Annotated in this window: 18 protein-coding genes; 11 read left to right on the top strand and 7 right to left on the bottom strand. The window is 61.0% G+C overall.

Annotated features, from left to right (window positions below; genetic code table 11):
- Nucleotides 1-85: 85 nt before the first annotated feature.
- Nucleotides 86-889, top strand: a complete 804-nt coding sequence (gene dkgB, locus KW837_RS26240) for a 2,5-didehydrogluconate reductase DkgB (protein WP_218399059.1) — start codon at nucleotides 86-88, stop codon at nucleotides 887-889.
- A 3-nt stretch (nucleotides 890-892) separates the two neighbouring features.
- Here the strand turns inward: dkgB and KW837_RS26235 are convergent, their stop codons facing one another.
- The 5 genes from KW837_RS26235 to KW837_RS26215 form a co-directional block, all read right to left on the bottom strand.
- The gene (locus tag KW837_RS26235; RefSeq protein WP_218399058.1) at nucleotides 893-4,144 is read right to left on the bottom strand and encodes a transporter substrate-binding domain-containing protein; all 3,252 of its coding nucleotides are present in this window, start codon (nucleotides 4,142-4,144) and stop codon (nucleotides 893-895) included.
- Nucleotides 4,145-4,765: a response regulator transcription factor gene (locus KW837_RS26230; RefSeq protein WP_218399057.1), complete on the bottom strand. Its 621-nt coding sequence runs from the start codon at nucleotides 4,763-4,765 to the stop codon at nucleotides 4,145-4,147. It abuts the gene before it with no gap.
- 152 nt (nucleotides 4,766-4,917) lie between these two features.
- Entirely contained in the window at nucleotides 4,918-5,367 is a 450-nt protein-coding gene (locus KW837_RS26225; protein ID WP_218399056.1) for a response regulator, read from the bottom strand.
- A 309-nt stretch (nucleotides 5,368-5,676) separates the two neighbouring features.
- A complete protein-coding gene (locus KW837_RS26220) occupies nucleotides 5,677-7,014 on the bottom strand; it encodes a lysine N(6)-hydroxylase/L-ornithine N(5)-oxygenase family protein (protein WP_218399055.1) in 1,338 nt (445 codons plus the stop codon).
- 144 nt (nucleotides 7,015-7,158) lie between these two features.
- Nucleotides 7,159-7,641 carry a sigma-70 family RNA polymerase sigma factor gene (locus tag KW837_RS26215; RefSeq protein ID WP_192343244.1) on the bottom strand — a complete coding sequence of 161 codons (483 nt, stop codon included), beginning with the start codon at nucleotides 7,639-7,641 and terminating at the stop codon, nucleotides 7,159-7,161.
- 314 nt (nucleotides 7,642-7,955) lie between these two features.
- Here KW837_RS26215 and KW837_RS26210 point away from each other — a divergent pair, with 314 nt between their 5' ends.
- From KW837_RS26210 to KW837_RS26200, 3 genes are read left to right on the top strand one after another with little or no spacing between them, the layout of a single operon-like run.
- The gene (locus KW837_RS26210) at nucleotides 7,956-9,116 is read left to right on the top strand and encodes an efflux RND transporter periplasmic adaptor subunit (protein ID WP_218399054.1); all 1,161 of its coding nucleotides are present in this window, start codon (nucleotides 7,956-7,958) and stop codon (nucleotides 9,114-9,116) included.
- Nucleotides 9,117-11,090 carry a MacB family efflux pump subunit gene (locus KW837_RS26205; RefSeq protein ID WP_218399053.1) on the top strand — a complete coding sequence of 658 codons (1,974 nt, stop codon included), beginning with the start codon at nucleotides 9,117-9,119 and terminating at the stop codon, nucleotides 11,088-11,090.
- 7 nt (nucleotides 11,091-11,097) lie between these two features.
- Nucleotides 11,098-12,492 (top strand): efflux transporter outer membrane subunit, encoded by a 1,395-nt coding sequence (locus KW837_RS26200; RefSeq protein WP_218399052.1) that lies wholly within the window; start codon nucleotides 11,098-11,100, stop codon nucleotides 12,490-12,492.
- A gap of 139 nt (nucleotides 12,493-12,631) precedes the next feature.
- Here the strand turns inward: KW837_RS26200 and KW837_RS26195 are convergent, their stop codons facing one another.
- Nucleotides 12,632-14,257 (bottom strand): PvdJ/PvdD/PvdP-like protein, encoded by a 1,626-nt coding sequence (locus KW837_RS26195; protein WP_218399051.1) that lies wholly within the window; start codon nucleotides 14,255-14,257, stop codon nucleotides 12,632-12,634.
- A gap of 344 nt (nucleotides 14,258-14,601) precedes the next feature.
- Here KW837_RS26195 and pvdM point away from each other — a divergent pair, with 344 nt between their 5' ends.
- From pvdM to KW837_RS26160, 7 genes are all read left to right on the top strand, one after another.
- A complete protein-coding gene (gene pvdM, locus KW837_RS26190) occupies nucleotides 14,602-15,972 on the top strand; it encodes a pyoverdine-tailoring dipeptidase-like protein PvdM (RefSeq protein ID WP_218399050.1) in 1,371 nt (456 codons plus the stop codon).
- A complete protein-coding gene (locus tag KW837_RS26185; RefSeq protein ID WP_218399049.1) occupies nucleotides 15,969-17,255 on the top strand; it encodes an aminotransferase class V-fold PLP-dependent enzyme in 1,287 nt (428 codons plus the stop codon). Before pvdM ends, KW837_RS26185 begins: the two co-directional genes overlap by 4 nt.
- A gap of 43 nt (nucleotides 17,256-17,298) precedes the next feature.
- Nucleotides 17,299-18,186, top strand: a complete 888-nt coding sequence (locus KW837_RS26180) for a formylglycine-generating enzyme family protein (protein ID WP_218399048.1) — start codon at nucleotides 17,299-17,301, stop codon at nucleotides 18,184-18,186.
- A gap of 195 nt (nucleotides 18,187-18,381) precedes the next feature.
- Complete coding sequence (locus tag KW837_RS26175; RefSeq protein WP_218399047.1) at nucleotides 18,382-20,031, top strand: cyclic peptide export ABC transporter; 1,650 nt, start codon at nucleotides 18,382-18,384, stop codon at nucleotides 20,029-20,031.
- 115 nt (nucleotides 20,032-20,146) lie between these two features.
- Nucleotides 20,147-22,627: a TonB-dependent receptor gene (locus tag KW837_RS26170; protein ID WP_218399046.1), complete on the top strand. Its 2,481-nt coding sequence runs from the start codon at nucleotides 20,147-20,149 to the stop codon at nucleotides 22,625-22,627.
- Between the two features lie 594 nt (nucleotides 22,628-23,221).
- A complete protein-coding gene (locus KW837_RS26165; protein WP_218399045.1) occupies nucleotides 23,222-23,581 on the top strand; it encodes a DUF6124 family protein in 360 nt (119 codons plus the stop codon).
- Nucleotides 23,582-24,072: 491 nt separating this feature from the next.
- Entirely contained in the window at nucleotides 24,073-24,432 is a 360-nt protein-coding gene (locus tag KW837_RS26160) for a DUF6124 family protein (protein WP_123497956.1), read from the top strand.
- 234 nt (nucleotides 24,433-24,666) lie between these two features.
- On the opposite strand, the gene KW837_RS26155 is transcribed toward KW837_RS26160, so the two are convergent.
- The gene (locus KW837_RS26155; RefSeq protein ID WP_218399044.1) at nucleotides 24,667-25,623 is read right to left on the bottom strand and encodes an alpha/beta hydrolase; all 957 of its coding nucleotides are present in this window, start codon (nucleotides 25,621-25,623) and stop codon (nucleotides 24,667-24,669) included.
- Nucleotides 25,624-25,626: the final 3 nt, after the last annotated feature.

The following is a 25,626-nucleotide window of genomic DNA, read 5'->3' as shown; positions in this document are numbered from 1 at the left end:
AGTGCTTTGCCCAACCAGCGGTTTTTCTCAAGGGGCCAGCCGGGGATACTCCCGCTCATTCCCACTGCAACCCCTGGAGTCATTGATGTCTATCCCTGCATTCGGTCTTGGTACATTTCGCTTGCAAGGCCAAGTGGTCATCGATTCGGTGAGCACTGGTCTTGAGCTGGGCTACCGGGTCATCGATACCGCGCAAATCTACGAAAACGAAGCCGAGGTCGGCCAGGCCATCGCTACCAGCGGCATTGCTCGTGACGAGCTGTTCATCACCAGCAAAATCTGGGTCGCCAACTTTGCCAAAGACCGGTTGATCGACAGCCTTAAAGAGAGCCTGAACAAGCTGCAAACCGATTACCTGGACCTGACGCTGATCCACTGGCCGTCGCCGGAAGATCAGGTCCCGGTCGAAGAATTCATGGGCGCCTTACTCCAAGCCAAACAACTGGGCCTGACCCGAAAGATCGGCGTATCCAACTTCACGGTCGACCTGATGCAACAGGCCATTACTGCCATCGGTGCCGAGAACATCGCCACCAACCAGATCGAGCTGCACCCGTACCTGCAAAACCGCAAGGTTGTCGAATTCGCCCAAAGCCAAGGCATCCGGATCACCTCTTACATGACCCTGGCCTACGGCGAAGTGCTGAAGGATCCGCTCATCCAGCAGATCGCCGATCGCCTTCAGGCGACACCGGCCCAGGTCACGCTGGCGTGGGCCATGCAGCTTGGGTACGCGGTGATTCCTTCCTCCACCAAACGCGCCAACCTGCAAGGCAATCTGCAGGCCTGCGCCCTGACCCTGAGCGACGCCGACATGGCGCTGATCGCAGGCCTGGATCGCGGCCAGCGGCTGACCAGCCCCAAAGGCATTGCGCCGCAGTGGGATTGAGTTTCAGCCTTGACTCAAATCTGCGCTCAAATACTTGTCCAGCGATGACATTGCGTGCTGCAACCGATCGACGGCTTCATCGAGCAGCACCGTGTTCCCTTCATCGATGACCCGCTCCAGTTGCTCGCAATGCTCGATCAAACGCACCGCCCGGACCATGCGCGCACCGCCCTTGATGCGGTGCGCCAGGGCTTGCAGGTCATGGCGATTACCTCTGGCGTGCGCCTCGAGCAGATCATCCCGATCAACCCGGTTGGTCACCACCAGTTTGCGCACCAGCTGATCGAGCAGTGTGCGGTCCGCACCGACGTATTGCTCCAGGCCACTCAAGTCCATCTCGGGCGGGGGTTGCTTTTCGAGCGTCTCGGGTGCTTCGTTTGCAAACCTGGACGCCAGCCATGCGCTCAAATCCGCCAGCAGGATGGGTTTGAACAGGCAGTCGTCCATACCTGCCTCCAGACAGCGGACTTTCTCCTCGGGCTGCGCATTGGCGGTAAAGCCCAGAATCAGCGTCGACGGTAATCCCTGGGCGCGTTCTTCATCGCGTATTGCACCCGCCAGTTCATAACCACTGAGCCTGGGCATATTGCAGTCGGTAACCACCAGATCGAACTCACAGTCGCGCCACAGCTCAAGCCCCCGTGCGCCCTCTTCAGCCTCCAGAACACGATGCCCCAAGTGGCTCAGTTGCCATGAAAGCAACAAACGATTAGCCGGGTGATCGTCGACCACCAGAATCGTCAGTGGTCGCGTCGGCACCTGCACCCCGCTATCCACTGCCGCAATGGAAGGCAACGGTTGCAGTGCGATCAGCTCAAGGGTGATGTCGACCTGTGTGCCTTGCCCAGGGACGCTGTCGAGTTGCAACTGGCCGCCCATCATTTCGCACAGGGTGCGGCTGATTACCAGGCCCAACCCGGAGCCGCCGCGAGCTGACTGCGGGTTATTGCTGGCTTGGGCGAACGGGCTGAACAACCGGTGCCGATCGACGTCGCTGATGCCAATGCCGGTGTCTTCAATGCGCACACTGACCGTCAGATGCTCCGGCGTCACGGGCGTCACGGGCGTCACCCGCAGCGTCAGGCTCACCTCGCCTTCACGGGTGAACTTGATGGCGTTGCTCAGCAGATTGGACAGCACCTGCTTGAAACGGGTGGGGTCGATCAACACGTCGCAATTACTGTGTTCATCCAGATCGATTCGCCACGCCAGTTCATTCTGCCGTGCAAGGCCTTCGAAAACCCGGCACACCGACTCCACCAGCTCCCGAAGATTGGCGCGTTCAGGTGTCAGGGATAAATGCCCGGACTCAATACGGGCGATGTCCAGAATGTCACCGATCAGCGCCAATAATTGTTGTGCGGCACCGGACGCCACCTCAATGGCAAAGCGATCGGTGACGCCCTCGTCCGCACGTTTGAGGGCCAGTTCGAGCATGCCGATCAGGGCGTTCATCGGTGTGCGGATCTCATGACTCATGGTGGCCAGAAAAGTGGTTTTGGCGCGGTTGGCATCGTCCGCCTCGTTCTTGGCCTCCTGCAATTGCCGTAACCAGTGCTGGCGCTGACGGATTTGCCGGCGCTGCCAGGCGATCCAGCCCAGGGCGAGCAACAACAGGGCGCCAGCCACGGCAAACGCCTGAAGAATGCCTTGACGATGGCGCAGCCAATAGCTGTCATCCAGCACCACATCATTGCTCCAGCGGGCCACCAGATCGTCCATTTCCTGAGGCGAAATGCTCAGCAACGCCTTGTTCAGAATCGAGTGCAATTCCAGCGCGCCGCGGTGCGTGGCCAAGGCGATACGGGCGGGTTGGTCGCCGACAGTGCTGCTGACGCGCAGACGATCCGGGTAGTGCCGAGCGATCAGGTAACGGGCGACGATCAATGAACTGAGCGTCGCATCAGCCTGCCCCTTGATCACCCGTTCCATGCCCTCGGCCGGGCTTTGCACTTCGACCAGGCGCACCTGCGGCGCCCGGGCCTGCAGGAACCCGAACAACGGATGACCACGATAAATCGCCAGGCGTTTACCGGCCAGATCGTCCAGCGTCCTTGGGCTGCCCGTCGTCGTTGCACTGACCAGCACAAATGGATTGCTGAGGTAGGCGCGGGTAAACAGCAATGCATCTTCACGCTCGGTACTGGGAGTGACCACAGGCAACAGGTCGATTTCGCCGTCCTGGAGTTGCTCAATCTGCCGGTCCAGTGAGTGGCCGCGTTGCACCTGAAAGGTCAAACCACTGCGCTGGCTGATCAGCGTCAGCAACTGCGCCGTCAACCCGTTGAACCGGCCTTGGGCATCGTAGAACGTCAGCGGGGAAAAGTTGTCGATCGCACCGACAGTGACCGTCGGATGCCGGTCCAGCCAGCGTTGTTCACTGGGGCTCAAACGCACCTGCTCCTGACCCGCCGAATCAGCCCTGCCGGCACTCCAGCGCACTTCGATGACCACGCGCTGTTCCATCGGAATCGCCGCCAGAGCCTTGTCGATGATGCTTTTGAGACGCGGATTGTCCTTCGCCAAAGCAAAGCCGAACAGATTGGCATCCAGACCGGAAGGCCCCGCCAGATGAACATTGTTGAGGTAGTTATTGTTGATCAGATAATTGGCGCTGATGAGGTCTCCGAGGTACACATCGTCTGGCCCGAACGCTACCGCTCCGAGCGCATCGAGTGCCGAGGGATAGAGTTGCAAACTTGCATCGGGATAAAAATCTTCAACGGTCTGCGCCTGCAAATAGTCTTCGACCATGGCGATGCGTTTGCCGGCAAGGTCGACGGGCATTCGCTCGTCCAGTCGGGTGACCAGCATGGGCTGATCTTCGGCATAGGCTCGGGACCGGGTCAGCGCGGGGTCGGTCGCTTCGAAGTTGTTCGAGGTTCCGAGCAGATCCAGCTCATGGCGTTTGAGGGCGTCCATGGCGGCCTCACGAGTGGCATAACGCAGCACGTCGATTTTGACATGCAGCAGTTGCCCCAGCAGCTCGGCGTAATCGGCCGTGATGCCCTCCAGTTCATCGCGGTGACGCGTCACTTCGAACGGCGGGTAATCCGCCCCCGTTACACCCAGGCGAAGGGCTCGTTTATCGCGTAGCCATTGCCAGTCCTTTTCATCCAGCTTGACCTCAAAGCCCTCCACGGTGGAGCGCCCCAGCAAATGCAACCGCTGCGGCTCGTCAGCCAGTGCCGCTGAAACGTGCGGCACAAGGCTCAACACCAAGGCCAACAGGACGATGCGCACGGTCGGTTTCATTCAGATCAGATGATTGCGCTTGGCGAAGTCCCGCAGGTGCACCGCCGCGTTCACGCCAAGCTTTTCGATCAAGCGGGTCTTGTAGGTGCTGACGGTCTTGTGACTCAGGTGCATAAGCTCAGCGATGGCCTTGTTGCTCGCGCCCCGGGCCAGGTATTGCAGGATGGTCAGTTCGCGGTTGGAGAGTTTGTCGATCATCTGTTTTTCGCTGCGTTGCAGGGCGTCCTGCGATCCCGAAGGCAGCCGCGCAAAATAGGTGTAACCGGTCATGACCGCATGCACGGCTTTGTGCAATTGACTCAGGTCGTTGGTCTTGGCGACATACGCCATGGCCCCGGCGCGCATGCAACGCTCTTGAAAAAACAGCGGATCCAGGGACGTGAAAACCAGTACCAGACATGACCAATCACTGGCCCTGATCCGGTCCAGCACATCCAGCCCATCGCCCTCGGGCATGACCAGATCCAGCACCAGCAGCGTGGGTGAATGCTCTCGGAGCATCGACAACGCCTCGCTACCGCTGGACGCCTCATAAATCCGTTTGAAACCCTCCTTCTCCAATACGATTTTGACTGCGCCGCGTACCACCGGATGATCGTCAACAATCAGCACTGACTTCATGGTAATTCCCTGTGCAAAGATCTGACGATTGCGCACCAATGCACGCCGGATAACGACGTGCCGGACGCAACGGCTGCGCTAAGACTTTTGCATGACGGACAGGAAGAAGGTACCTGTCAGAAATGATAGTTCCGACGAGCGGCAACCCAGAATCAAGCAATTTGATGCTGATATCGCGCAGGCACGGGGGACTGTGAAGCTTCACCCGCAGGCGGATCGATGAGCGCCATCAGCCGTTGAATGGACACCAGATCCGGTCGCGCCCCGTGGCTCACCTGAACCTTTTGCTGAACCTTGTGTTTAACACCGGCGGCCGGGATCGGCGACAACTGTGCCGGCCGGCCATCGTAGATCAAGGTGTGGTGAACCTGGCCGTTATCGAGGAAGAACCCGAGCAGGTTCAATGCCCCATCCGCCAGCGAGGCATTGATGACCACCAGGTCAAATGGCTCGCAACCGTACTCGACCAGGGTCAGCATCTCCACAAGGCTTTGTACCGGGGCCACCCGGTAATAACCGAGCTGATTGAACAGCCGCTCGGTTTTCATCCGGTGAAAATGCTGTTCGTCGGCGATCAGGATACGCAAGGTTTTGTTGATCATCGCGTGCCTCCAGGTCAATCAATGACTGATGAGTGAGGCGGCAAGGCTACGCAAGACCGAGGAAGCGTTCTGTAGGACGTTTCCTAAAAACTGCGCCATTTATCCCTTCAGTACATGGCCCTCGGAACGGGTCGGGTTTCGCCGCGCCGTTGCAGCGCGGGATTCTTCAGGAGGGTTCTGGATTCAAGATTTGTGATGTTCTTTCGGGCCTCTTCGCGAGCAAGCCCGCTCCCACATTAGTCCTGCGAACACAGGTCCCATGTGGGAGCGGGCTTGCTCGCGAAGGCGGCCTCACAGACGCCGAAGATCTCAGCTCGCTGTGGCCAACAACAAATCCATCACCGACCGCCCATGCCCACGCGACTTGCCATGGTCATACAGCGAGCCGGCAATTTCATCGGCGCGGATCGGCAGGATCGACAGCAAGGTGTCGCTCAAGCCGTGGCTGGCCTGGCAGAAACCCTGCATGTAGATGCCGGCCTTGCAACGCTCGTCGGTGATCAGTTTGTAGTGGCGATCGACCTCGAAATCGCCCAGGTATTGCTCCAGCGGAGCCAGCAATTTGCGGTGCATCTGGCGCTCGTAACCGGTGGCCAGCACCACGGCGTCGTAATGGCGAACCGTGACTTCGCCGGTGGCATTGTTGCGCACCGTCAGCTCGATGCCGCGCTCGGTGGCGGTGGCTTTTTCGACGGTGGTCAGGGTACGGAACGCATGGCGCGCGATGCCCGAGACTTTCTGCCGGTAGAAGATGCCGTAGATGCGTTCGATCAGGTCGATGTCCACCACCGAATAGTTGGTGTTGTGGTACTCGTTGACCAGACGCTCGCGTTCGCTGCTGGCCTGCTGGAACACCAGGTCGGTGAACTCCGGCGAGAACACTTCGTTGACGAAGGGGCTGTCATCGGCCGGCTTCAGGGCCGAGCCACGCAGGATCATGTCCACCTGCACCGACGGGAAGCTGTCGTTCAGGTCGATGAAGGCTTCCGCCGCACTCTGCCCGCCGCCGATGATCGCAATGTTCATCGGTTGGTTGTTGACGCACGGCTGCCTGGCCATGCGCTCCAGGTACTGGGAATGATGGAACACCCGGCCGTCATCCTTCAGTGCCTTGAACGCTTCGGGAATGCGCGGTGTACCGCCGGCGCTGACCACTACCGAACGAGTGGTGCGCACATGCTGCTGACCTTGCGTATCACGCGAGATCACTCGCAGTGCTTCGACCTGCTGGTGGTGCAGCACTGGCTCGATGGCCAACACTTCCTCGCCATAGCGGCTCTGCTCGGTAAATTGCCCGGCGACCCAGCGCAGGTAGTCGTTGTACTCCATGCGGCACGGATAGAAGGTGCCAAGGTTGATGAAGTCCACCAGACGACCGTGGTGCTTGAGGTAATTGACGAAAGAATACGGGCTGGTCGGGTTACGCAGCGTCACCAGGTCCTTGAGGAAGGAAATCTGCAGTTCGCTCTGGGTGACCAGGGTGTTGCCGTGCCAGCGGTAGTCCGCCTGCTTGTCGAGAAACAGCACATCCAGCTCGCCCTGGCTCGGCCCGCGCTCTTGCAGGGCGATGGCCAGAGCCAGGTTCGAAGGGCCGAAACCGACGCCGATCAGGTCGTGAACGATGGGCGATGCAATTGCCTGTGTCATTTCCAGTGTCCTCTGGATGAACCCCGGACCAGCGGGGATAAAGCCTGGGTGACCTGACCAGCCTTGTGCGGCAGCAGATCGTCTGTTGAATAGGAACGAGGACAATGAAAAAAAATTTAACGAGGCCTGATTAAACGGTGCCGATCAATGGGCGTCCCACTGGCGCATGCGCACCCGACAATGCTTCATGGCATTGACGATGTGCTTTTCCACCAGCGCCCGGGAAATCCCCAGGTGCTCGGCGATTTGCGGGTGCGACAAGCCGTCGATCTTGCGCAAAAGAAAACTCTCGCGACACAGCTTTGGCAACTCCGCCAGTGCGCGCTGAAGCATGTCCAGGCGCTGGCCGTGATCAAGGCTGTTGTGGGGGGATGGCGTGAAGTAGCGTTCTTCGCTGTCGAGCACGTCCAGGGATTCGACCTGCCGCAAGGCATTGCGTCGGTGGTCGTCGATTACCAGATTGAGCGCGGTGCGATAAAGAAACGCCCGGGGTTGTTCGATCGGCGTGTCACTGGAACGCTCCAGCACCCGCAGATAAGCGTCATGCACCACATCTTCAGCCACCTGACGGTTGCCTAGCTTGGCGTTCAGGAAATACACCAGCTCGCGATAGTAGTTTTCCAACATGACTCCCGGTTCTTGGGCCAATCTGTGCCATAAAGAGTGCGCCATAAAAGAGATGGCGGCACGATGATGGCAGCGCGCAAGGGGCGTAATTTATAGTAATTCTCATATAGATTTAAAGCACTGGATCCATTTACTTGAGAAATAACCTCATTTGTCGTCCTGTAACGCCATGTATCAACGCTTAAATTCCCGTTCGGGGTTCTCGTTTACAGGACAGCTTCCCGTGTCTGTCGGTCCACCGACAGCGTTCAGCGGCGCCGGTCACTGCCGCGCACGCCGAGCGACGGGCCGATTTCTACCGGCTGGAACCCCGCATGAAACGTCCCCGCCCTACCCGACGCGCCCTGTTTGTCGCTCTGTGCCTGATCCCCGCCGCAGCCCTGGCCGCCTGGCAAGTGATCCCGCCGGGGCGTGAAAAACTTGCCACCGCCACCGTGACCCGCGCCGATATCGAAAACAGCGTGACCGCCCTCGGCACCCTGCAACCGCGACGTTATGTCGACGTCGGCGCCCAGGCGTCCGGGCAGATCCAGAAGATTCATGTCGAGGCCGGCGATCAAGTCAAGGAAGGCCAATTGCTGGTGGAGATCGATCCCTCGACCCAGAAAGCCAAACTCGACGCCGGGCGCTTTTCCATCGACAACCTCAAGGCCCAGTTGCAAGAGCAGCGCGCCCAGCACGACCTGGCGCAACAAAAGTATCAGCGCCAGCAGAACCTCAAGGCTGGCGGCGCGACCCGCGAAGAAGATGTGCAGACCGCCCGCGCCGAAGTCCGGGCGAGACAAGCGCGCATCGATATGTTCGAGGCGCAGATTCGTCAAGCCCAGGCAAGCTTGCGCAGCGATGAAGCAGAGCTCGGTTACACACGGATCTACGCGCCGATGTCCGGCACGGTGGTCGCCGTCGGTGCCCGGGAAGGCCAGACGCTCAATGCCCAACAACAGACGCCGCTGATATTGCGCATTGCAAGATTGTCACCGATGACCGTATGGGCCGAGGTTTCCGAGGCCGATATCGGCCAGGTCAAACCCGGCATGACCGCCTGGTTCACCACCCTCAGCGGTGGCAGCCGGCGCTGGAGCAGCACCGTGCGGCAGATTTTGCCGGTGCCGCCGCGCCCGCTCGAACAGTCGCAGGGCAGCCCCACCAGCGGTCGCAGCGGCAGCGAACGGGTGGTGCTTTATACCGTGCTGCTGGATGTCGACAACGCCGACAACGCCTTGATGACCGACATGACCGCCCAGGTATTTTTCGTCGCCCAGCAAGCGCAGAACGTGCTGACGGTGCCCACCGCCGCCCTGCAAAACGGCACCGCGGCGGATCACCAGATCGCGCAAGTGGTGGCGGCCAACGGCGAGGTTCAGCGCCGCGAGGTTCGCACCGGGATCAGCGATCGGTTACGCACGCAGATTCTCGAGGGGCTGGCGGAAGGCGATCACGTGCTGAGCGCCCCGCTCACCGGCAGCGGAGGCTGAATGCAAACGCCCCTGATTGACCTGCGACAGATCCGCAAAGCCTACGGCGGTGGCGACAGCCCCGTGGTGGAAGTGCTGCGCGGCATCGACCTGTCGATCCATGCCGGCGAATTTGTCGCCATTGTCGGCGCTTCCGGCTCCGGCAAATCAACCCTGATGAACATCCTCGGCTGCCTCGACCGCCCCACCAGCGGCGACTACCTGTTCGCAGGGGAAAACGTCGCCGGTCTGGGCAGTGACGAACTGGCGTGGCTACGGCGCGAGGCCTTCGGCTTCGTGTTTCAGGGTTACCACCTGATCCCGTCCGGATCGGCCCAGGAAAACGTCGAAATGCCCGCCATTTATGCCGGCACCCCGGCGGACGAACGCCATGCCCGCGCAGCGGCCCTGCTCGAGCGCCTCGGCCTGGGCTCGCGCACCGGCAACCGTCCGCATCAGCTTTCCGGTGGTCAGCAGCAACGGGTGTCGATCGCCCGCGCCTTGATGAACGGCGGCCACATCATTCTCGCCGACGAACCCACTGGCGCCCTCGACAGCCACAGCGGCGCCGAAGTCATGAGCCTGCTCGACGAACTGGCCAGTCAGGGGCACGTGGTGATCCTGATCACCCACGACCGCGAAGTGGCCAGGCGCGCCAACCGGGTCATCGAAATCCGCGACGGCCTGATCATCAGCGACACCGCCACACATCCCTCGGCCGCCCCGCGCACGGCCCGACCCGGCGCGCTGCAAGCCGTGGACCTGCGCCAGCGCCTGAGCGCCGGCAGCGAGCCCAATGGCGCCTGGAAAGGCGAACTGGTGGACGCGGTTCAGGCGGCGTGGCGCGTGATGTGGATCAACCGCTTCCGCACCGCGTTGACGCTGCTGGGGATTGTCATTGGCGTTGCGTCGGTGGTGGTGATGCTGGCGGTGGGCGAAGGCAGCAAGCGGCAGGTGATGGCGCAGATGGGCGCCTTCGGTTCCAACATCATTTACCTCAGCGGCGCCGCGCCCAATCCGCGTACGCCGCCCGGGATCATTACCCTCAACGACGTCGCCGCGCTCGCCAACCTGCCCCAGGTGCAGCGGATCATGCCGGTCAACGGCTCGACGGCCGGCGTGCGTTTCGGCAACGCCGACCACACCGCCTATGTGGGCGGCAACGACACTAACTTCCCGAGCATTTTCAATTGGCCGGTGGTTCAGGGTAGCTATTTCACCCAGGCCGATGAAGACAGTGCTGCCGCCGTTGCGGTGATCGGCCACAAGGTCAGGGAAAAGCTGTTCAAAGACCTGGCCGACCCGATTGGCCAGTACATCCTGATCGAAAACGTGCCGTTTCAGGTGCTCGGCGTGCTGGCGGAAAAAGGCTCCAGTTCCGGCGACTCCGACAGCGACAACCGCATCGCCGTGCCCTACTCGGCCGCCAGCGTGCGGCTGTTTGGCAGTCGCAATCCCGAGTATGTGGTGATCGCCGCCAAGGATGCGCGCAAGGTCAAGGAGGCCGAGCAGGCAATCGAACAAACGATGCTGCGCGAGCACAAGGGCAAGCGCGATTTCGAACTGACCAACAACGCCGCCATGATCCAGGCCGAGGCCCGCACCCAGGGCACGCTGTCATTGATGCTCGGTTCGATTGCAGCAATTTCGTTATTGGTTGGCGGCATCGGCGTCATGAACATCATGCTGATGACCGTGCGTGAACGCACCCGGGAAATCGGTATTCGCATGGCCACCGGCGCCCGTCAGCGCGACATCCTGCGCCAGTTTCTCACCGAGGCGGTGATGCTTTCGGTGGTCGGCGGTATCGCCGGGATCGGTCTGGCGCTGCTGGTCGGTGGCGTTCTGCTGCTCGGCAATGTCGCGGTCGCGTTCCAGTTGATCGCCGTGCTCGGCGCCTTCGGCTGCGCCCTGGTCACCGGTGTCATCTTCGGCTTCATGCCTGCCCGCAAGGCTGCCCGGCTCGATCCGGTCACAGCCCTTACCAGTGAATGATCGACCTATGAAAGTGCCCCTGACCCTACTGGCCGCCAGCCTGTTGCTGGCCGCCTGCAGCACCCCTGCGTCGCGCCCCGACAGCGGCCTGCAACCACCCGCCGCCTGGCAATCGCCGAACACCGCGGCCGCTGCACACAGCAATCGGCAATGGTGGACGCAGTTCGGCAGCCCGCAACTCAATCGCCTGATCGAACAGGCCAGCGTGGGCAGCCACGATCTGGCCGCCGCCGTCGCCCGGGTGCGGCAGGCCCAGGCCAGCGCCACCATCGCCGGCGCCCCGCTGCTGCCCGAACTCAAGGCTGGCCTCAACGCCAATCGCCAACGCTTGCTGCACGGCAAGGGCTACAGTCAACTGGACGTCAGCCCTGATAATCGCTCGCTGAATTATTACGATGCGGAACTGAGCGCCAGTTACGAAATCGATTTCTGGGGCGGCAAACGGGCGGCCCGGGACAGTGCCCTGCTCGGCTTGCAGGCCAGCGAGTTCGATCGGGCCACCGTGGAACTGACCTTGCAAAGCGGCGTGGCCAACAGCTACACCCAGGCCTTGTCGTTGCGTGAACAGCAACGGATCGCCGAGCTGAACCTGGCCAACGCCCAAAACGTTTTGCGATTGGTGCAGACTCGCTACGACGCCGGCAGCGCCACCGCGCTGGAACTGGCGCAGCAAAAAAGCCTGGTGGCCGAACAGCAACGCAAACTGCCACTGGTGCAACAACAGGCCCGGGAAGCGCGGATCACCCTCGCCGCCCTGCTCGGCCAACCGGTGCAGGCACTGACGCTGACGGAGCAGCCGTTCGATCAATTGCATTGGCCAGAGATTGCCAGCGGCGTGCCCAGTGAGTTGTTGAGCCGTCGCCCGGACATCGCCAGCGCCGAAGCCAAACTCGCCGCCGCTCGAGCCGATGTGACCGTCGCCCGCGCGGCGATGCTGCCCAAGCTGACGCTCACCGCCAGCCTGGGCACCGGCGCCGACCTGGCCTCGGATCTGTTGCGCACGACTTTCTACAACCTGTCCTCGGGGCTGGTAGCGCCGGTCTTCAACAATGGCCGCCTCAGTGCCGAGCGCGACAAGGCCACAGCGCGTCAACAGGAACTGCTGGAAACCTATCGCGGGGCAATCATCAATGGCTTCGCCGATGTGGAAAAAGCCCTCAACAGCATTCGCGGGCTGGACGAACAACGTCAGTGGCAAGGGGAGGAACTGAGCCAGGCACAGACCGCTTTCGACATCGCCCAGAGCCGTTACCAGGCCGGCGCCGAAGACCTGCTCACGGTGCTGCAAACCCAGCGCACGCTGTATGCCGCCCAGGATCTGAATGTGCAGCTGAGATTGTCGCGGTTACAGGCCAGTATTGCGCTGTACAAGGCGTTGGGTGGGGGTTGGCAAATCCTCTAGCTCAGCGTGAGCATTGAGATCGCTATCGCGAGCAGGCTCGCTCCCACCTTAATCCTGCGTGTACACAAACATTGTGTTCAGCCCGGATCCTGTGGGAGCGAGGCTTGCCCGCGAATGAACGATAACGCGGTCTACCCGACTAAACCGGCCATCCCTTGACCTTCAAATGCCGCGCATACCACGGCCGTCGCGGCACTTTGCGCAACAGGTCACTCATGTTGTCTTCATCGCCAAAGGTGATGCGCAACGCCAGCTTCATGGTTTCCGGATCCATCTCCACCGAACGCCCCACCTGCAGACCCGGGGTCGCGCTGCAACCGTGGGTGTCCGGCCCGAGCCACGGATCGCCGACTTCCACCCAACGCCCCGGCGCAAACCACGGCACGCCGTTGACCTCCAGGCGGCTCAGTTCGCCTGGGTGAAAACGTTCATGGGCGCGGAACCAGTCTTCGATGCGATCGTCGATCCAGCCGTGGAAACGCCAGAACACCGGATTGACGTGGGACGAAAACGGATCGCCGAGAAAATCGTTTTCCGGGGCATACCAGCGCGCCGCGAAGTCGGCCTGATCCCGAGCCATCGGCACGGGTATTTCGTTGGACGGGTCCCGAGCCACCGACGCCCAGCGCATGTGCAGCCAGTCGTGCAGGCCCAGCTCGACCTCCGAGCCGAACTGGCCGAGGGTCAGTTTCGACAGGTAACGCGGATCCCGGTACTGCGACTCCCAGACCTGGAAGTTGCTGTGATAGGTCTCTGCGGCTTTGATATCGCTGACCCACTGGGTGTATTCGTCGTCGCCTTCGGTCAACCAGGTCGGCGGCAAGGCATTGCCATCGTGATTGTCGAAATAGCGCGCGAAGCCCTGGCGATCCCGCTCGAGTTCCGGTTGCGGCAGGGGGAACGCCGGCCATGAAGGCAAATCCTGCATGGACCGAGCGATGCCGAGCATGTGTCGGTGCATGAAGAAGAAATCGATGCCCGAACCGTTGCGGTCCTTGCGCGGCCCGCGAGCGTCACGTTCGTTGTCCCGTGGGCCGGGTTGCCAGCCGATGCCGCGCAACGCTTCGCGTTTTTTCTCCGAGAGCTTGTGCCATTTGTCCCGGGAAGCGTGCCAGAGCTGATGAAACAATCGATGTTCGGGGGACACCAGCCACGCCAGAAATGTCGGGTTGAGAGCAGTGCGCTCCCGCGCTTCGGGAAACCGGCGCTTGATAGCGATAAAGCGATTGTCGAGTTCGGGCAAACCCAACGGGCGATTCAGGCTCAGCACCTGGCCGCTGAACGTGCCGCTGCCGGCGTTGCCGAACGCTGCCCAGACCTCGTCGAGTTTGGCCTTGAACTCATACACCGGCGCCACCAGCGGGGCGTCAGTGCGCATCAACCGCCAGTACAGTTCGGCTCCATTGGCTGGCGCCAGATCGCCGATGACCTGATAGCACGGCTGGCCTTCCCCGCGCAGGTGAGTACCGGTGTCCAGGCAACCGCGCAACCCTCGCCCGCGATGAGCGATGTCGAGAAACAGCTCCAGCCCGTCCTGCGGCAAGCCCTCAAGCCCGGCATCGCTGCCGACAAAACGAATGTCCCAGATTCCGCGCAAGCTGTCGGCCAGTTGCTGCCCGGCGGTGCTCGCCAGGTCGACCGTGGCCTCCCCCGGCGTGATCGGTTCCTTTTCCCGGGTCAGCTCACGATGTGCATAAAAAGCGGCAGGCACCGCAGCGCTCGTGAGCGCCAGGCCCGCCATGAACCAGCGTCGAGAAATCGTCATTGCCCTACCTGTGTCAGCCTTGAAGCAGGCTTTATCCAAGCTAGAACGTTTGTTGTGGGGGGAAATTTAAGCGCACCAGACAGTCCCTTGTGGGGGGCTTTCTGTGGATAGAGGGCTTTCCTGTGGCGAGGGAGCTTGCTCCCGCTGGAGCGCGGAGCGGTCCTGATTTTTCTCAGACAGATCGCGTCTGCTGGATTGACGACTGCTTCGCAGCCGAGCGGGAGCAAGCTCCCTCGCCACAGGGAATCGCACAAGCCACTAATTTTTTCTGTTGGTCACTCGTTCTTCCCAGATAGCAAAGGCCCCTGCGCCTGCACTCAACGGCGAACCTGACTGAGATGGCGATGACAAAAACACATTCGAAAAAGGCCCTGTACCTCGGCCTGCCACTGGCCCTGGCCATCAGTGCCGGCGCAGGCTGGCTGGTCTGGGATTACGGGTTCAAGGACAATCCCGGCTACCCGGTCAAGGTCATGAAACAGGCCACCGAACTGCAGGGGCGGATCCTTTCCTTCGACAGCCACATCACCGTCCCCCTGAGTTTCGGCGCCCACGGCAACGAGGCCGACAAGGACGGTTCCGGCCAGTTCGATTTGATCAAGGCCAACCGCGGCCGACTGTCCGGCGCGGCCCTGACGGTCTTCGGCTGGCCGGAAATGTGGAACGGCCCGAACGCGCCGCACAGGCCCACCGACGGTTTTGTCGAAGAAGCGCGCAACCAGCAGGAAGTGCGCTACAAAATCATCTCCGGCCTGGTGCGCGATTTTCCCAATCAAGTCGGTATCGCCTACACCCCCGACGACTTCCGACGCCTGCACGGCGAAGGCAAGTTTGCGATTTTCATCAGCATGCTCAACGCCTACCCGCTAGGCAATGACCTGAGCAAACTGGACCTGTGGGCCGCTCGCGGCATGCGCATGTTCGGTTTCAGCTACATCGGCAACAACAGCTGGGCCGATTCGTCACGACCGCTGCCGTTTTTCAACGACTCCCCCGATGCCCTCGACGGGTTGTCGGACATCGGCAAACAGGCGGTGCAGCGCCTCAACGATCTGGGCGTGATCATTGATGTGTCCCAGATGTCGACCAAGGGCCTGGAGCAAGTGGCGCAACTGAGCCGCACGCCGATGGTGGCCTCGCACTCGGCGCCACGGGCCGCGGTGGACATCCCGCGCAACCTCAGCGACAAAGAGCTGCAGTTGATCAAGAACAGCGGTGGCGTGGTGCAGGTGGTCGGCTTCTCGCAATACCTCAAACCGCTGACCCAAGGCACACAGGACAAACTCAACGCCCTGCGCGCGCGTTTCGATCTGCCGCCATTGCCCAACCTGGCGATGGCACTGATGCCGGGCGACCCGATCATCACCGCCTGGTCCGAACAGAAGCTCGGTCAATACGCCAGTGGCCTGTACGCCATTCTCGAAGAAGAGCCCAAGGCCACGCTCAAGGACCTCGGGGACGCCATCGATTACACCGTGCGCAAGGTCGGCATCGACCACGTCGGCATCGCTTCGGATTTCAACGACGGTGGCGGTATCAAGGGCTGGGAAAATGTCGGCGAAATCCGCAACGTCACCGCCGAATTGATCCAGCGCGGTTATTCCGAAGCCGATATCGCCAAGCTCTGGGGCGGTAACTTCCTGCGGGTCTGGGAGCAGGTGCAAAAAGCCGCGAAGCCCACGCTGATTTCTCGCCAGGAACCGCTCAAGCCATGAGTGACCGTCGGACCTTTCTGAAACAGGCCGGGGTCCTCGCCGCCGGCCTGCCTTTGGGTGCCAGCCTCGGCTTACCGGTCGCCGCCGCGCAGATGCAAACCCTGCCCCGGGACAAATGGGCGCAATTGCGTCAGTTGTTCGACCAGGACCCGAACTACATCCACTTCGCCAATTTTCTGGTGACCTCCCACCCCAAACCCGTGCGCGAGGCCATCGCCCGTCACCGTGCCGCGCTGGACCTGAATCCCGGGCTGGCCATGGACTGGGACCTGGGCGTGACCCACCAGCGCGAAGAAAACGTACGGCTTTGGGCCGGTCGGTATTTGCAGGCCAAACCGACACAGATCGCCCTCACCGGCAGCACCACCGAAGGCCTGGCGATGATTTATGGCGGCGTGCAGGTGCGCCCCGATCAGGAAATCCTCACCACGGTTCACGAGCATTACTCCACGAACAACATCCTGAATTTTCGCAACCAGCGCGATGGCACCCGCGTGCGCAAGATTCAGTTGTTCGAGCAGCCACAGTCGATCTCGGCCGACCAGGTGCTGGACACCATCAACCGCAACATCCGCCCCGAGACCCGCGTGCTGGGCATGACCTGGGTGCACTCGGGCAGTGGCGTAAAGCTGCCGATCAGCGACATCGGCCGACTCGTCGATGAACACAATCGCCAGCGCGACGACCAGGACCGGATCATTTACGTGGTCGATGGCGTGCATGGTTTCGGCGTGGAAGACCTGAGTTTCCCGGCGATGAACTGCGACTTCTTCATTGCCGGCACCCACAAATGGATGTTCGGCCCTCGCGGCACCGGCATCGTTTGCAGCCGCAGTGAAGAGCTCAAGTACGTCAGCCCGAGCGTGCCGACCTTCTCCGAAGCCACGACCTTTTCCACCACCATGTCCCCGGGTGGCTATCACGCGTTCGAACATCGCTGGGCCGTGGACGAAGCGTTCAAATTGCACCTGGAACTGGGTAAAGCTGGCGTGCAGGCGCGCATCCATCAACTCAACAGTTACCTGAAACAGCGCTTGCTGGAGCAACCGGGTGTCGAGCTGGTCACCCCGGTCGACCCGAGGTTTTCGGCGGGGTTTAGCTTCTTCCGGGTCAAGGGTCAGGACGGCGATGCCGTGGCTGCTTACCTGGTGCAAAACCGGATTGTCAGCGATGCAGTCAGCCGCGACGTCGGCCCGGTGATCCGCACCGCGCCCGGCCTGCTCAATACCGAAGCCGAGGTGGACCGCTTCATCAACGTGCTGGGCAAAAAGCGCTCCGCGTGAACCTTCGCTGCGAGGCACCGTTTTCCTTTAACCGAGACGACTTATGAATACGTCCCACCCACCTTCCGCCCTGCGAACCCTATCGGCCCTGGCACTGACCGCACTGCTCGCCGGCCTGCTGCCCGGTACGGCCCAGGCCGCAAGCCCGCCAACTCCCGGCAAGGTGTTCAAGGACTGCAAGGACTGTCCGGAAATGGTCGTGCTGCCCGCCGGCCGCTACACCATGGGCACGCCAGCGGATGAAGTTGGCCACCAACCCGATGAAGGTCCGCTGCATGAAGTGACCTTCACCCGCCCTTTCGCCATCAGTCGTTTCCAGGTACTGGCCGGCGAATGGGACGCCTACGTGCGCGCCACCGGCAACACCCCCGCCGACTTCGATGATCGGCCGGGCCGTCGCTGCACCGCTGGCAAACCCAGCTTCAAACAGACCGCGCGCCACCCGGCCGTGTGCATGAACGTGGCCGAAGCCGAGGGCTACATCGCCTGGCTGTCGAAGAAAACCGGTCATGCCTATCGCATGCCCAGCGAGTCGATCCGTGAGTACGCCGCCCGCGCCGGCAGCACCGGGGCTTTCCCGTTTGCGTTCGATGAAGGCGCCGACTACCAGATCTCCAAAAACGCCAACACCTACGGCGCCGCCGACGGCTACAACTTCACCTCCCCGGCCGGCACTTTCCCGGCCAACGCCTTTGGCGTGTTCGACATGCACGGCAATGTTTATGAGTGGGTCGCCGACTGCTACCGCGAAGACTATGTCGGCGTGCCCAGCGACGGCAGCCCGTGGCTGGAACAGAACTGCAAACGCCAGGTCATGCGCGGCAACGACTGGGGCGAAGCACCGGTGTTTTCCCGCTCCGGCAATCGCAACAGCAGCCTGCCCACCAGCAGCGGCGACTGGCTGGGGTTTCGTGTAGTGCGTGAGCTCTGAATCCTTTGTGGTAAGGGCTTGCCCAGCTTTTTGTAGGAGCCAGGCTTGCCGGCGAAGGCGCTCTTAAGGACGCCTTCGCCGGCAAGCCTGGCTCCTACATGTGCGGCATTCCCGTCCACTGCTGTTTAAATAAAATCCCCGACCATTCGTTTTCCTTAAGTACCGGCACTCCCTACGTGTCGAAAGGAATCCTCCATGACCAAGCCAACGCGTGGGGCGATCAACGAATTGTTCGCCCTGCTCAAGCCCTTCCGCCTGATTGTCTCTGTGTCCATCGTGCTCGGCATGATCGGTGGCCTGAGCGTCACCGTGTTGCTGGCGACCATCAACAATGCCCTGCACTCCGCTGACGGCCTGACCCGCACCGTGGTGATGATTTTCGCCGGGCTGTGCGTGCTGGCGCTGCTGACCTCGATTCTTTCCGACATCGGCACCAACTACGTCGGTCAGCACATCATCGCCAGGCTGCGCAAAGAGCTGGGGGAGAAAGTGCTGTCGGCGCCGATCGACCAGATCGAGCGCTACCGCAGCCACCGGTTGATCCCGGTGCTGACCCATGACGTGGACACCATCAGCGACTTCGCCTTCGCCTTCGCGCCGTTGGCGATTTCCCTGACCGTGACCCTCGGTTGCCTCGGCTACCTGGCCATGCTGTCGTGGCCGATGTTTCTGATGATGCTGGTGGCCATCGCCATCGGCACCACCCTCCAGGCCATCGCCCGAGCCAAGGGCATGCGCGGTTTCTACGCGGCGCGCGACTCCGAAGACGAGCTGCAAAAGCACTACAACGCCATCGCCGAAGGGGCCAAGGAACTGCGCATCCACCGCCCACGGCGTCAGCGGATGTTCGTGTCCGGCATCCAGAAAACCGCCGAGAAAATCTGTGACACACAGATCCGCTCGATCAACACCTTCGTCATTGCCAAGTCGTTCGGCTCGATGCTGTTCTTCGTGGTCATCGGCCTGGCGCTGGCCCTGCAATCGTTCTGGCCCAGTGCCGACAAGGCCGTGATGAGCGGTTTTGTGTTGGTGCTGCTGTACATGAAAGGTCCGCTGGAACATTTGGTCAGCACCCTGCCGATCATCAGCCGGGCGCAGATTGCGTTTCGCCGGATCGCCGAACTCAGCGAACAATTTTCCTCCCCGGAACCGCACCTGCTGCTGGAAGACCATGGCTACAAACCCGGCCCGGTCCACAGCCTGGAACTGCGCAACGTGCGTTACGCCTTCCCGCCCGTGGAAGGCAGCGAGCCCTTCCGCCTCGGGCCGGTCAACCTGCGCATCGAGCAAGGCGACATCGTGTTCATCGTGGGTGAGAACGGCTGCGGCAAAACCACGCTGATCAAACTGCTGCTGGGGCTTTACGCCCCCACCGAAGGCGAAATCCGCGTGAACGACCAGCCGATCACCGCCCTCAATCGCGATGACTACCGACAGAACTTCACCACGGTATTTGCCGACTATTACCTGTTCGATGACCTGATTCAGGGCGACCGACAAGTGCCACAGGATGCCACGCGCTACCTCGAACGCCTGGAGATCGCGCACAAGGTCAGCGTGCGCGACGGCGCGTTCAGCACCACCGATCTTTCCACCGGGCAGCGCAAACGCCTGGCGCTGGTCAACGCCTGGCTCGAAGAACGGCCGGTGCTGGTGTTCGATGAGTGGGCGGCCGATCAGGACCCGACCTTCCGGCGCATTTTCTACACCGAACTGCTGCCCGACCTGAAGCGTCTGGGGAAGACCATCATCGTCATCTCCCACGATGACCGCTATTTCGACGTGGCCGATCAACTGGTGCGCATGGAGGCCGGCAAGGTCAAAAGCGAACTGCAACCCGCGTAATCGACGAGGCCGTGGCCGGTCGGAAAAATATTTTTTTCCGGTTTGCCGCGGCCTCCTCGTCTTAATGAGATGAATAAGAACCATTACCAACTATACCTGCCAAGGTCTTAACCTCATGTCCGCATCCCGTTTCATGCTTCGACCTCTGACCCGCGCCCTGTTAATGAGCAGCACCACTCGCTCGCGCATGACGTCCACCGGCCTCGGCCTGGCGATGACCCTGGCGGTGACGCCGTATGTCCAGGCCCAGGAATGGACCCTGAATATCCCGGCCCAGCCATTGGCTCAGGCACTGCAGACCCTCGGTCAACAGACCAATCTGCAAATCATCTACAGCCCTGAGAGCATTCAGAACCTGCGCTCCAGTGCCCTCAACGGCCGCTATCAGGAAGATGATTCGCTCAATGCGCTGCTCAAGGGCACCGGGATCCGCCATCAACGCGACGGCAACACGGTCACGCTGCTGGCGCCGACCACCGGCAGTGCGATGGAACTGGCACCGACCAGCATCAACGGTCAGCGGTTGGGCGCGACCACCGAAGGCAGCAACTCCTACACCACCGGCGCGGTGACCATTGGCAAGGGCGAGCACTCGCTCAGGGAAACCCCGCAGTCGATCACCGTCATCACGCGCAAGATGCTCGATGACCAGAACCTGAACACCATCGAACAGGTCATGGAAAAGACCCCAGGCATCACCGTTTACGACTCGCCCATGGGCGGCAAGTATTTCTACTCCCGGGGTTTCCGCATGACCGGCCAGTACCAGTACGACGGTGTGCCGCTGGACATCGGCAGCAGCTACGTGCAGGCCGATGCCTTCAACAGCGACATGGCGATCTATGATCGGGTCGAAGTGTTGCGCGGTGCGGCCGGGATGATGAAGGGCGCCGGGGGCACCGCGGGGGGTGTGAACTTCGTGCGCAAGCGCGGCCAGGACACCCCGCACACTCAACTGTCGTTGTCTGCCGGCACGTGGGACAACTACCGTGGCCAGGTCGACACCGGCGGCCCGCTGAACGACGCCGGCACCATCCGTGGCCGGGCCGTGGTGACCCAGCAGACCCGTCAGTATTTCTATGACGTGGGCGAACGCAGGGACCAGATCTACTACGGCGCCCTGGACTTCGACTTGAGCGACTACACCACCCTGGGCCTGGGCATGGCCTATGAAGACGTCGATGCCACTCCGTGCTGGGGCGGCTTGCCGCGCTACGCCGATGGCAGTGACCTGAAGCTCTCTCGCTCCACGTGCCTGAACACCGCTTGGAACAACCAGCGCAGCAAGCGGGCCACCTACTTTGGCGACCTGAAACACGAGTTCAACGACAACTGGGCGCTGAAGGTCGCGGGGGTTTACTCGAAAAACACCCAGGACATGGAATACGCCTTCCCCAGCGGTTCAGTACCGGTTGGCGCCACCAGCACCAGTACCGCGATGATCGGCAGCATCTTTGACTACGATCAGGTCGACTACGGCCTCGACGCGTATGTGGACGGCAAGTTCGACGCATTCGGCCAAGAGCATGAGCTGATCGTCGGTGCCAACGCCAGCCGCTCCCACAAGGACGACTTCTACGCCGTGGCCCTCCTGCCTCAGACTCAGAATGTGCTGAACCCCAACCATCACCTGCCCCAGCCGGATGAAAGTTTTTACCTGGCCAACGCCTCCCGGGGTGGTCCGGTGGACATGCGGATCAAGCAATACGGCGTCTACTCCACGGCACGTCTGAAACTGGCCGATCCGCTGACCTTCGTACTGGGCGGCCGCGTCAGCTGGTACAAGTCCGAAACCGATTCCGTCTCGTTCTGGCGCGGCGAAGGCACGCCGACAAGCTCCGAGGCCAAGGAAACCGGGCAAGTCACCCCGTTCGCTGCGTTGCTGTTCGACATCAATGACAACCTGACCGCCTACGCCAGCTACGCGGATATCTTCACCCCGCAAGGTGGCTACAAGACCATCACCGGTGCGACCCTCAAGCCATTGATCGGCCAGAGCTATGAACTGGGGATCAAGGGTGAATGGTTCGACGGTCGCCTGAACAGCGCCTTCAACCTGTTCCGCACCATCCAGAAAGACGCAGCCCAGGATGACCCGGCCTGCCCGGACAGCAGCTGCTCGCTGAACTCCGGAAAAGTGCGCGCCCAGGGCTTCGAAGCTGAAGTCAGCGGTGAAGTCATCGACCGTCTGCAATTGCTGGCCGGCTACACCTACACCCAGACCAAGATTCTGGAAGACGCCGATGTCAGTCAGGACGGCGTGTCGTACAACACCTATGTGCCGCGCCACTTGCTGCGCGTGTGGGGCGACTATGCGCTCAGCGGCCCACTGGAACGCGTCACCGTCGGTGCCGGCGTCAATGCCCAGAGCGGCAACTACCGCGTCTCGCCGACCAGCAACAACAACGTCACCCAGGCAGGCTACGCGGTCTGGAACGGTCGCATCGGCTACCGCATCGACGACACCTGGTCCGTGGCACTGAACGGCAACAACCTGTTCGACAAGCGCTACTACGCCACAATCGGTACCGAAGGTTGGGGTAACTTCTACGGTGAACCGCGCAACTTCGTGATGTCGGTCAAGGCTGACTTCTGATTGCAGCCCCAATGAAAACGCCCCGCAATTGCGGGGCGTTTTTTTGTGAGAAAAGGACGGTGGTTTAACTGAAAGTTCGACGGTGTTCCAGCGGGCCTCTTCGCGAGCAAGCCCGCTCCCACATTTGATCTCAGGCGTACACAAATAGTGTGTTCACCGAAGATCCCCTGTGGGAGCGGGCTTGCTCGCGAAGGGGCCGGTACAGCCACCACAAGATCCACAGTCAGACCAATAAACAGGAACTGTTTAAACGACACTTCCAGACACTCACTCAGGCTACACATTCTTGCGCCGCTGCCTACGACTACGCCAGAATCCGCCGGCTTGTGCGCCTTGAGGCCGGGCTCTATCGTTTCCGGGTCGCTGACGAATCAGCGATCGGGTTTAGCAGCTCGGTAAATATCAAGGCACGCAGTGTCATCTCTCGATCAGCCGGCTACTTTTGCCTACGCTGGTCTGCGTTATGGTGACTGTGCGTGGGGCACTTCGGTGCGCCGGGTTCCTTGATCCCTGGTCTGCTAACCCGCGTACGGTCGCCACCCTTTCTCGTTTAGCAGCGACGTGTGGCGACTCCATTGATCAAGGAGTTTTACCATGTTCAAACCTACACCGAACCCACCGAAAACCGATCCAACATCCCCCTACGAATCCCTCGATTCCAAAAAGCTCAACGAAGCCGCCGACCGCGCCCTCGATTACTACCTCAAGCCGGACATTCCCAAAGACACCAAGCGCAAACCCAGCACCATTTACCACGTCGGCACCGAGGTCGATAACGAAACCCTGCTGGTCAACGCCTGCGAAACCCTGGCATCAGCCAGCATGATGCTCAGTGAGTTCGCCGGATTGATGGACATGCCACATCGCAACATGATGTTGGGGATTCAATCCGTGGTCATGCTTGGGGAGCTGGCAGTTAACCGGGTGCTGGATAACTTCGATCCACGAGGCTAGCGAGGATGATCGTTCCCACATTTGATCTCAGGCGTACACAAATAGTGTGTTCACCGAAGATCCCCTGTGGGAGCGGGCTTGCTCGCGAAGGGGCCGGTACAGCCACCACAAGACCCACAGTCAGACCAATAAACAGGAACTGTTTAAACGACACTTCCAGACACTCACTCAGGCTACACATTCTTGCGCCGCTGCCTACGACTACGCCAGAATCCGCCGGCTTGTGCGCCTTGAGGCCGGGTTCTATCGTTTCCGGGTCGCTGACGAATCAGCGATCGGGTTTGGTAGCCCGGGTTAATCAAGGCGCACAACGCCGACGTTTCAAGCAGTTGACGCTTTTTCGTCTGCTGTTTTGTTATGGCGGTTGTGCGCAGGGCGCCCTCGGACGCGCTGGGTTCCCTTGATGCCCGGTCTACCAACCTGCGTACAGCCGCCACCCTAATGTTTGGTAGCAATAGGTCTGCGGCTCCATTTATCAAGGAGTTTCATCTATGTTCAAACCGACGCCTAATCCGCCGGAAACCGATCCAACTTCCCCCTACGAATCCCTCGATTCCAAAAAACTCAACGAAGCCGCCGATCGCGCCCTCGATTACTACCTCAAACCGGACATTCCCAAAGACACCAAGCGCAAACCCAGCACCATTTACCATGTCGGCGCCGAGGTCGATAACGAAACTCTGCTGGTCAACGCCTGCGAAACCCTGGCATCAGCCAGCATGATGCTCAGTGAGTTCGCCGGATTGATGGACATGCCACATCGCAACATGATGTTGGGGATTCAATCGGTGGTCATGCTCGGGGAGCTGGCGGTGAATCGGGTGCTGGATAACTTCGATCCGCGAGGCTAGCGAAGAACCTGTAACCGATCGTTCCCATGCTCCAGCGTGGGAACGATCAAAGAAGTTCTAGGGTGTTCTAATGGGCCTCTTCGCGAGCAAGCCCGCTCCCACACTGGATCTACTGTGATCACAAATTTTGTGACCAGCGCCGACCTAATGTGGGAGCGGGCTTGCTCGCGAAGAGGCCGGCCCATCCACCACAAACCTAACTGACGGGCATTATTCGCATTGCAGTTTCCATGCTCAACCCAAATGCCGACTCAGCGCCCGACTCAAGCTTTCATGCAAACCCAACACATCCGGCATCACCGAAGCCAATCTGAGCAGGTCATGAGTCAGCCCCGGGCAATGTTCGAGTTCGACACTCACCCCCTGCGCGCGCAGTTTATCGACGTAGGCCTGGCCTTCATCGAGCAACGGATCGAACCCGGCCAGCAACACAATCGCCGGCGCAACCCCGTGCAAGTCATCGGCCAGCAACGGTGAGAAGCGCCAGTCCAGCAAATCTTCGGGGCTGCGGGCGTAGTGCTGGTAAAACCAGTCCAGCGTGTCGTTCTCCAGCAAATACCCCTCACTGAACAACAAACGCGAATCGTGGGTGCGCGACGCATCAGTGACCGGATAACACAGCAGCTGCACCTTGGGGACGATGGCCACGGTGTGTGGCTGAACCACTGCCTGCAAGGCCAGCACCGTCGCCAATGTAGCACCGGCGCTGTCACCGCCGAACGCGACGCGATCGGCATCCAGCCCCAGGGCCAGCGCCTGTTCCGCCAGCCAGGACAAGGCGTCTTCACCGTCCTCCAGTGCGGTCGGGAAACGATGCTCTGGCGCCAGCCGATAGCCAACCGACAACACTGCGCATGGCGTACGCCGGCAGAATTCGCGGCAGACTCCGTCATGGGAATCCAGGCTGCCCACTACAAAACCACCGCCATGGAAATACACCAGCACCGGCATCGGTGCCGTCGCCCCGCTCGGGCGATACAAACGCAACGCCAGCGGCGCGCCGTCCCGGGCCGTGGTGCTGACCTCCAGCACATCAATATCCTGAGGGGCATCCCAGCGCAACTGCGCGGTGGTTTGTTCGAAGATCGCCCGCGCCTTGGCCGGGGTCAGTTGATGCAGCGCTGGCTGGCCTGCGTCCTGGCCGTCTTGCGCCAGGTCGAGGAAGGCTTCCAGATCAGGGTGTAGCGACATCGA

Source organism: Pseudomonas sp. PDM24 (assembly GCF_019218905.1).
Taxonomy (GTDB): domain Bacteria; phylum Pseudomonadota; class Gammaproteobacteria; order Pseudomonadales; family Pseudomonadaceae; genus Aquipseudomonas.
Note: the sequence above shows the minus strand (reverse complement) of the source record. Positions and strands in the feature narration are given on the sequence as shown.

What these genes read in the sequence shown, in the direction of transcription:
- KW837_RS26230 (WP_218399057.1), bottom strand. Translation starts at nt 4,765, where the DNA reads ATGAAGTCAGTGCTGATTGTTGACGATCATCCGGTGGTACGCGGCGCA.
- pvdM (WP_218399050.1), top strand. Translation starts at nt 14,602, where the DNA reads ATGACAAAAACACATTCGAAAAAGGCCCTGTACCTCGGCCTGCCACTG.
- KW837_RS26220 (WP_218399055.1), bottom strand. Translation starts at nt 7,014, where the DNA reads ATGACACAGGCAATTGCATCGCCCATCGTTCACGACCTGATCGGCGTC.
- KW837_RS26185 (WP_218399049.1), top strand. Translation starts at nt 15,969, where the DNA reads ATGAGTGACCGTCGGACCTTTCTGAAACAGGCCGGGGTCCTCGCCGCC.
- KW837_RS26170 (WP_218399046.1), top strand. Translation starts at nt 20,147, where the DNA reads ATGTCCGCATCCCGTTTCATGCTTCGACCTCTGACCCGCGCCCTGTTA.
- KW837_RS26225 (WP_218399056.1), bottom strand. Translation starts at nt 5,367, where the DNA reads ATGATCAACAAAACCTTGCGTATCCTGATCGCCGACGAACAGCATTTT.
- KW837_RS26210 (WP_218399054.1), top strand. Translation starts at nt 7,956, where the DNA reads ATGAAACGTCCCCGCCCTACCCGACGCGCCCTGTTTGTCGCTCTGTGC.
- KW837_RS26235 (WP_218399058.1), bottom strand. Translation starts at nt 4,144, where the DNA reads ATGAAACCGACCGTGCGCATCGTCCTGTTGGCCTTGGTGTTGAGCCTT.
- KW837_RS26195 (WP_218399051.1), bottom strand. Translation starts at nt 14,257, where the DNA reads ATGACGATTTCTCGACGCTGGTTCATGGCGGGCCTGGCGCTCACGAGC.
- KW837_RS26205 (WP_218399053.1), top strand. Translation starts at nt 9,117, where the DNA reads ATGCAAACGCCCCTGATTGACCTGCGACAGATCCGCAAAGCCTACGGC.
- KW837_RS26175 (WP_218399047.1), top strand. Translation starts at nt 18,382, where the DNA reads ATGACCAAGCCAACGCGTGGGGCGATCAACGAATTGTTCGCCCTGCTC.
- KW837_RS26200 (WP_218399052.1), top strand. Translation starts at nt 11,098, where the DNA reads ATGAAAGTGCCCCTGACCCTACTGGCCGCCAGCCTGTTGCTGGCCGCC.
- KW837_RS26180 (WP_218399048.1), top strand. Translation starts at nt 17,299, where the DNA reads ATGAATACGTCCCACCCACCTTCCGCCCTGCGAACCCTATCGGCCCTG.
- KW837_RS26215 (WP_192343244.1), bottom strand. Translation starts at nt 7,641, where the DNA reads ATGTTGGAAAACTACTATCGCGAGCTGGTGTATTTCCTGAACGCCAAG.
- dkgB (WP_218399059.1), top strand. Translation starts at nt 86, where the DNA reads ATGTCTATCCCTGCATTCGGTCTTGGTACATTTCGCTTGCAAGGCCAA.
- KW837_RS26160 (WP_123497956.1), top strand. Translation starts at nt 24,073, where the DNA reads ATGTTCAAACCGACGCCTAATCCGCCGGAAACCGATCCAACTTCCCCC.
- KW837_RS26165 (WP_218399045.1), top strand. Translation starts at nt 23,222, where the DNA reads ATGTTCAAACCTACACCGAACCCACCGAAAACCGATCCAACATCCCCC.
- KW837_RS26155 (WP_218399044.1), bottom strand. Translation starts at nt 25,623, where the DNA reads ATGTCGCTACACCCTGATCTGGAAGCCTTCCTCGACCTGGCGCAAGAC.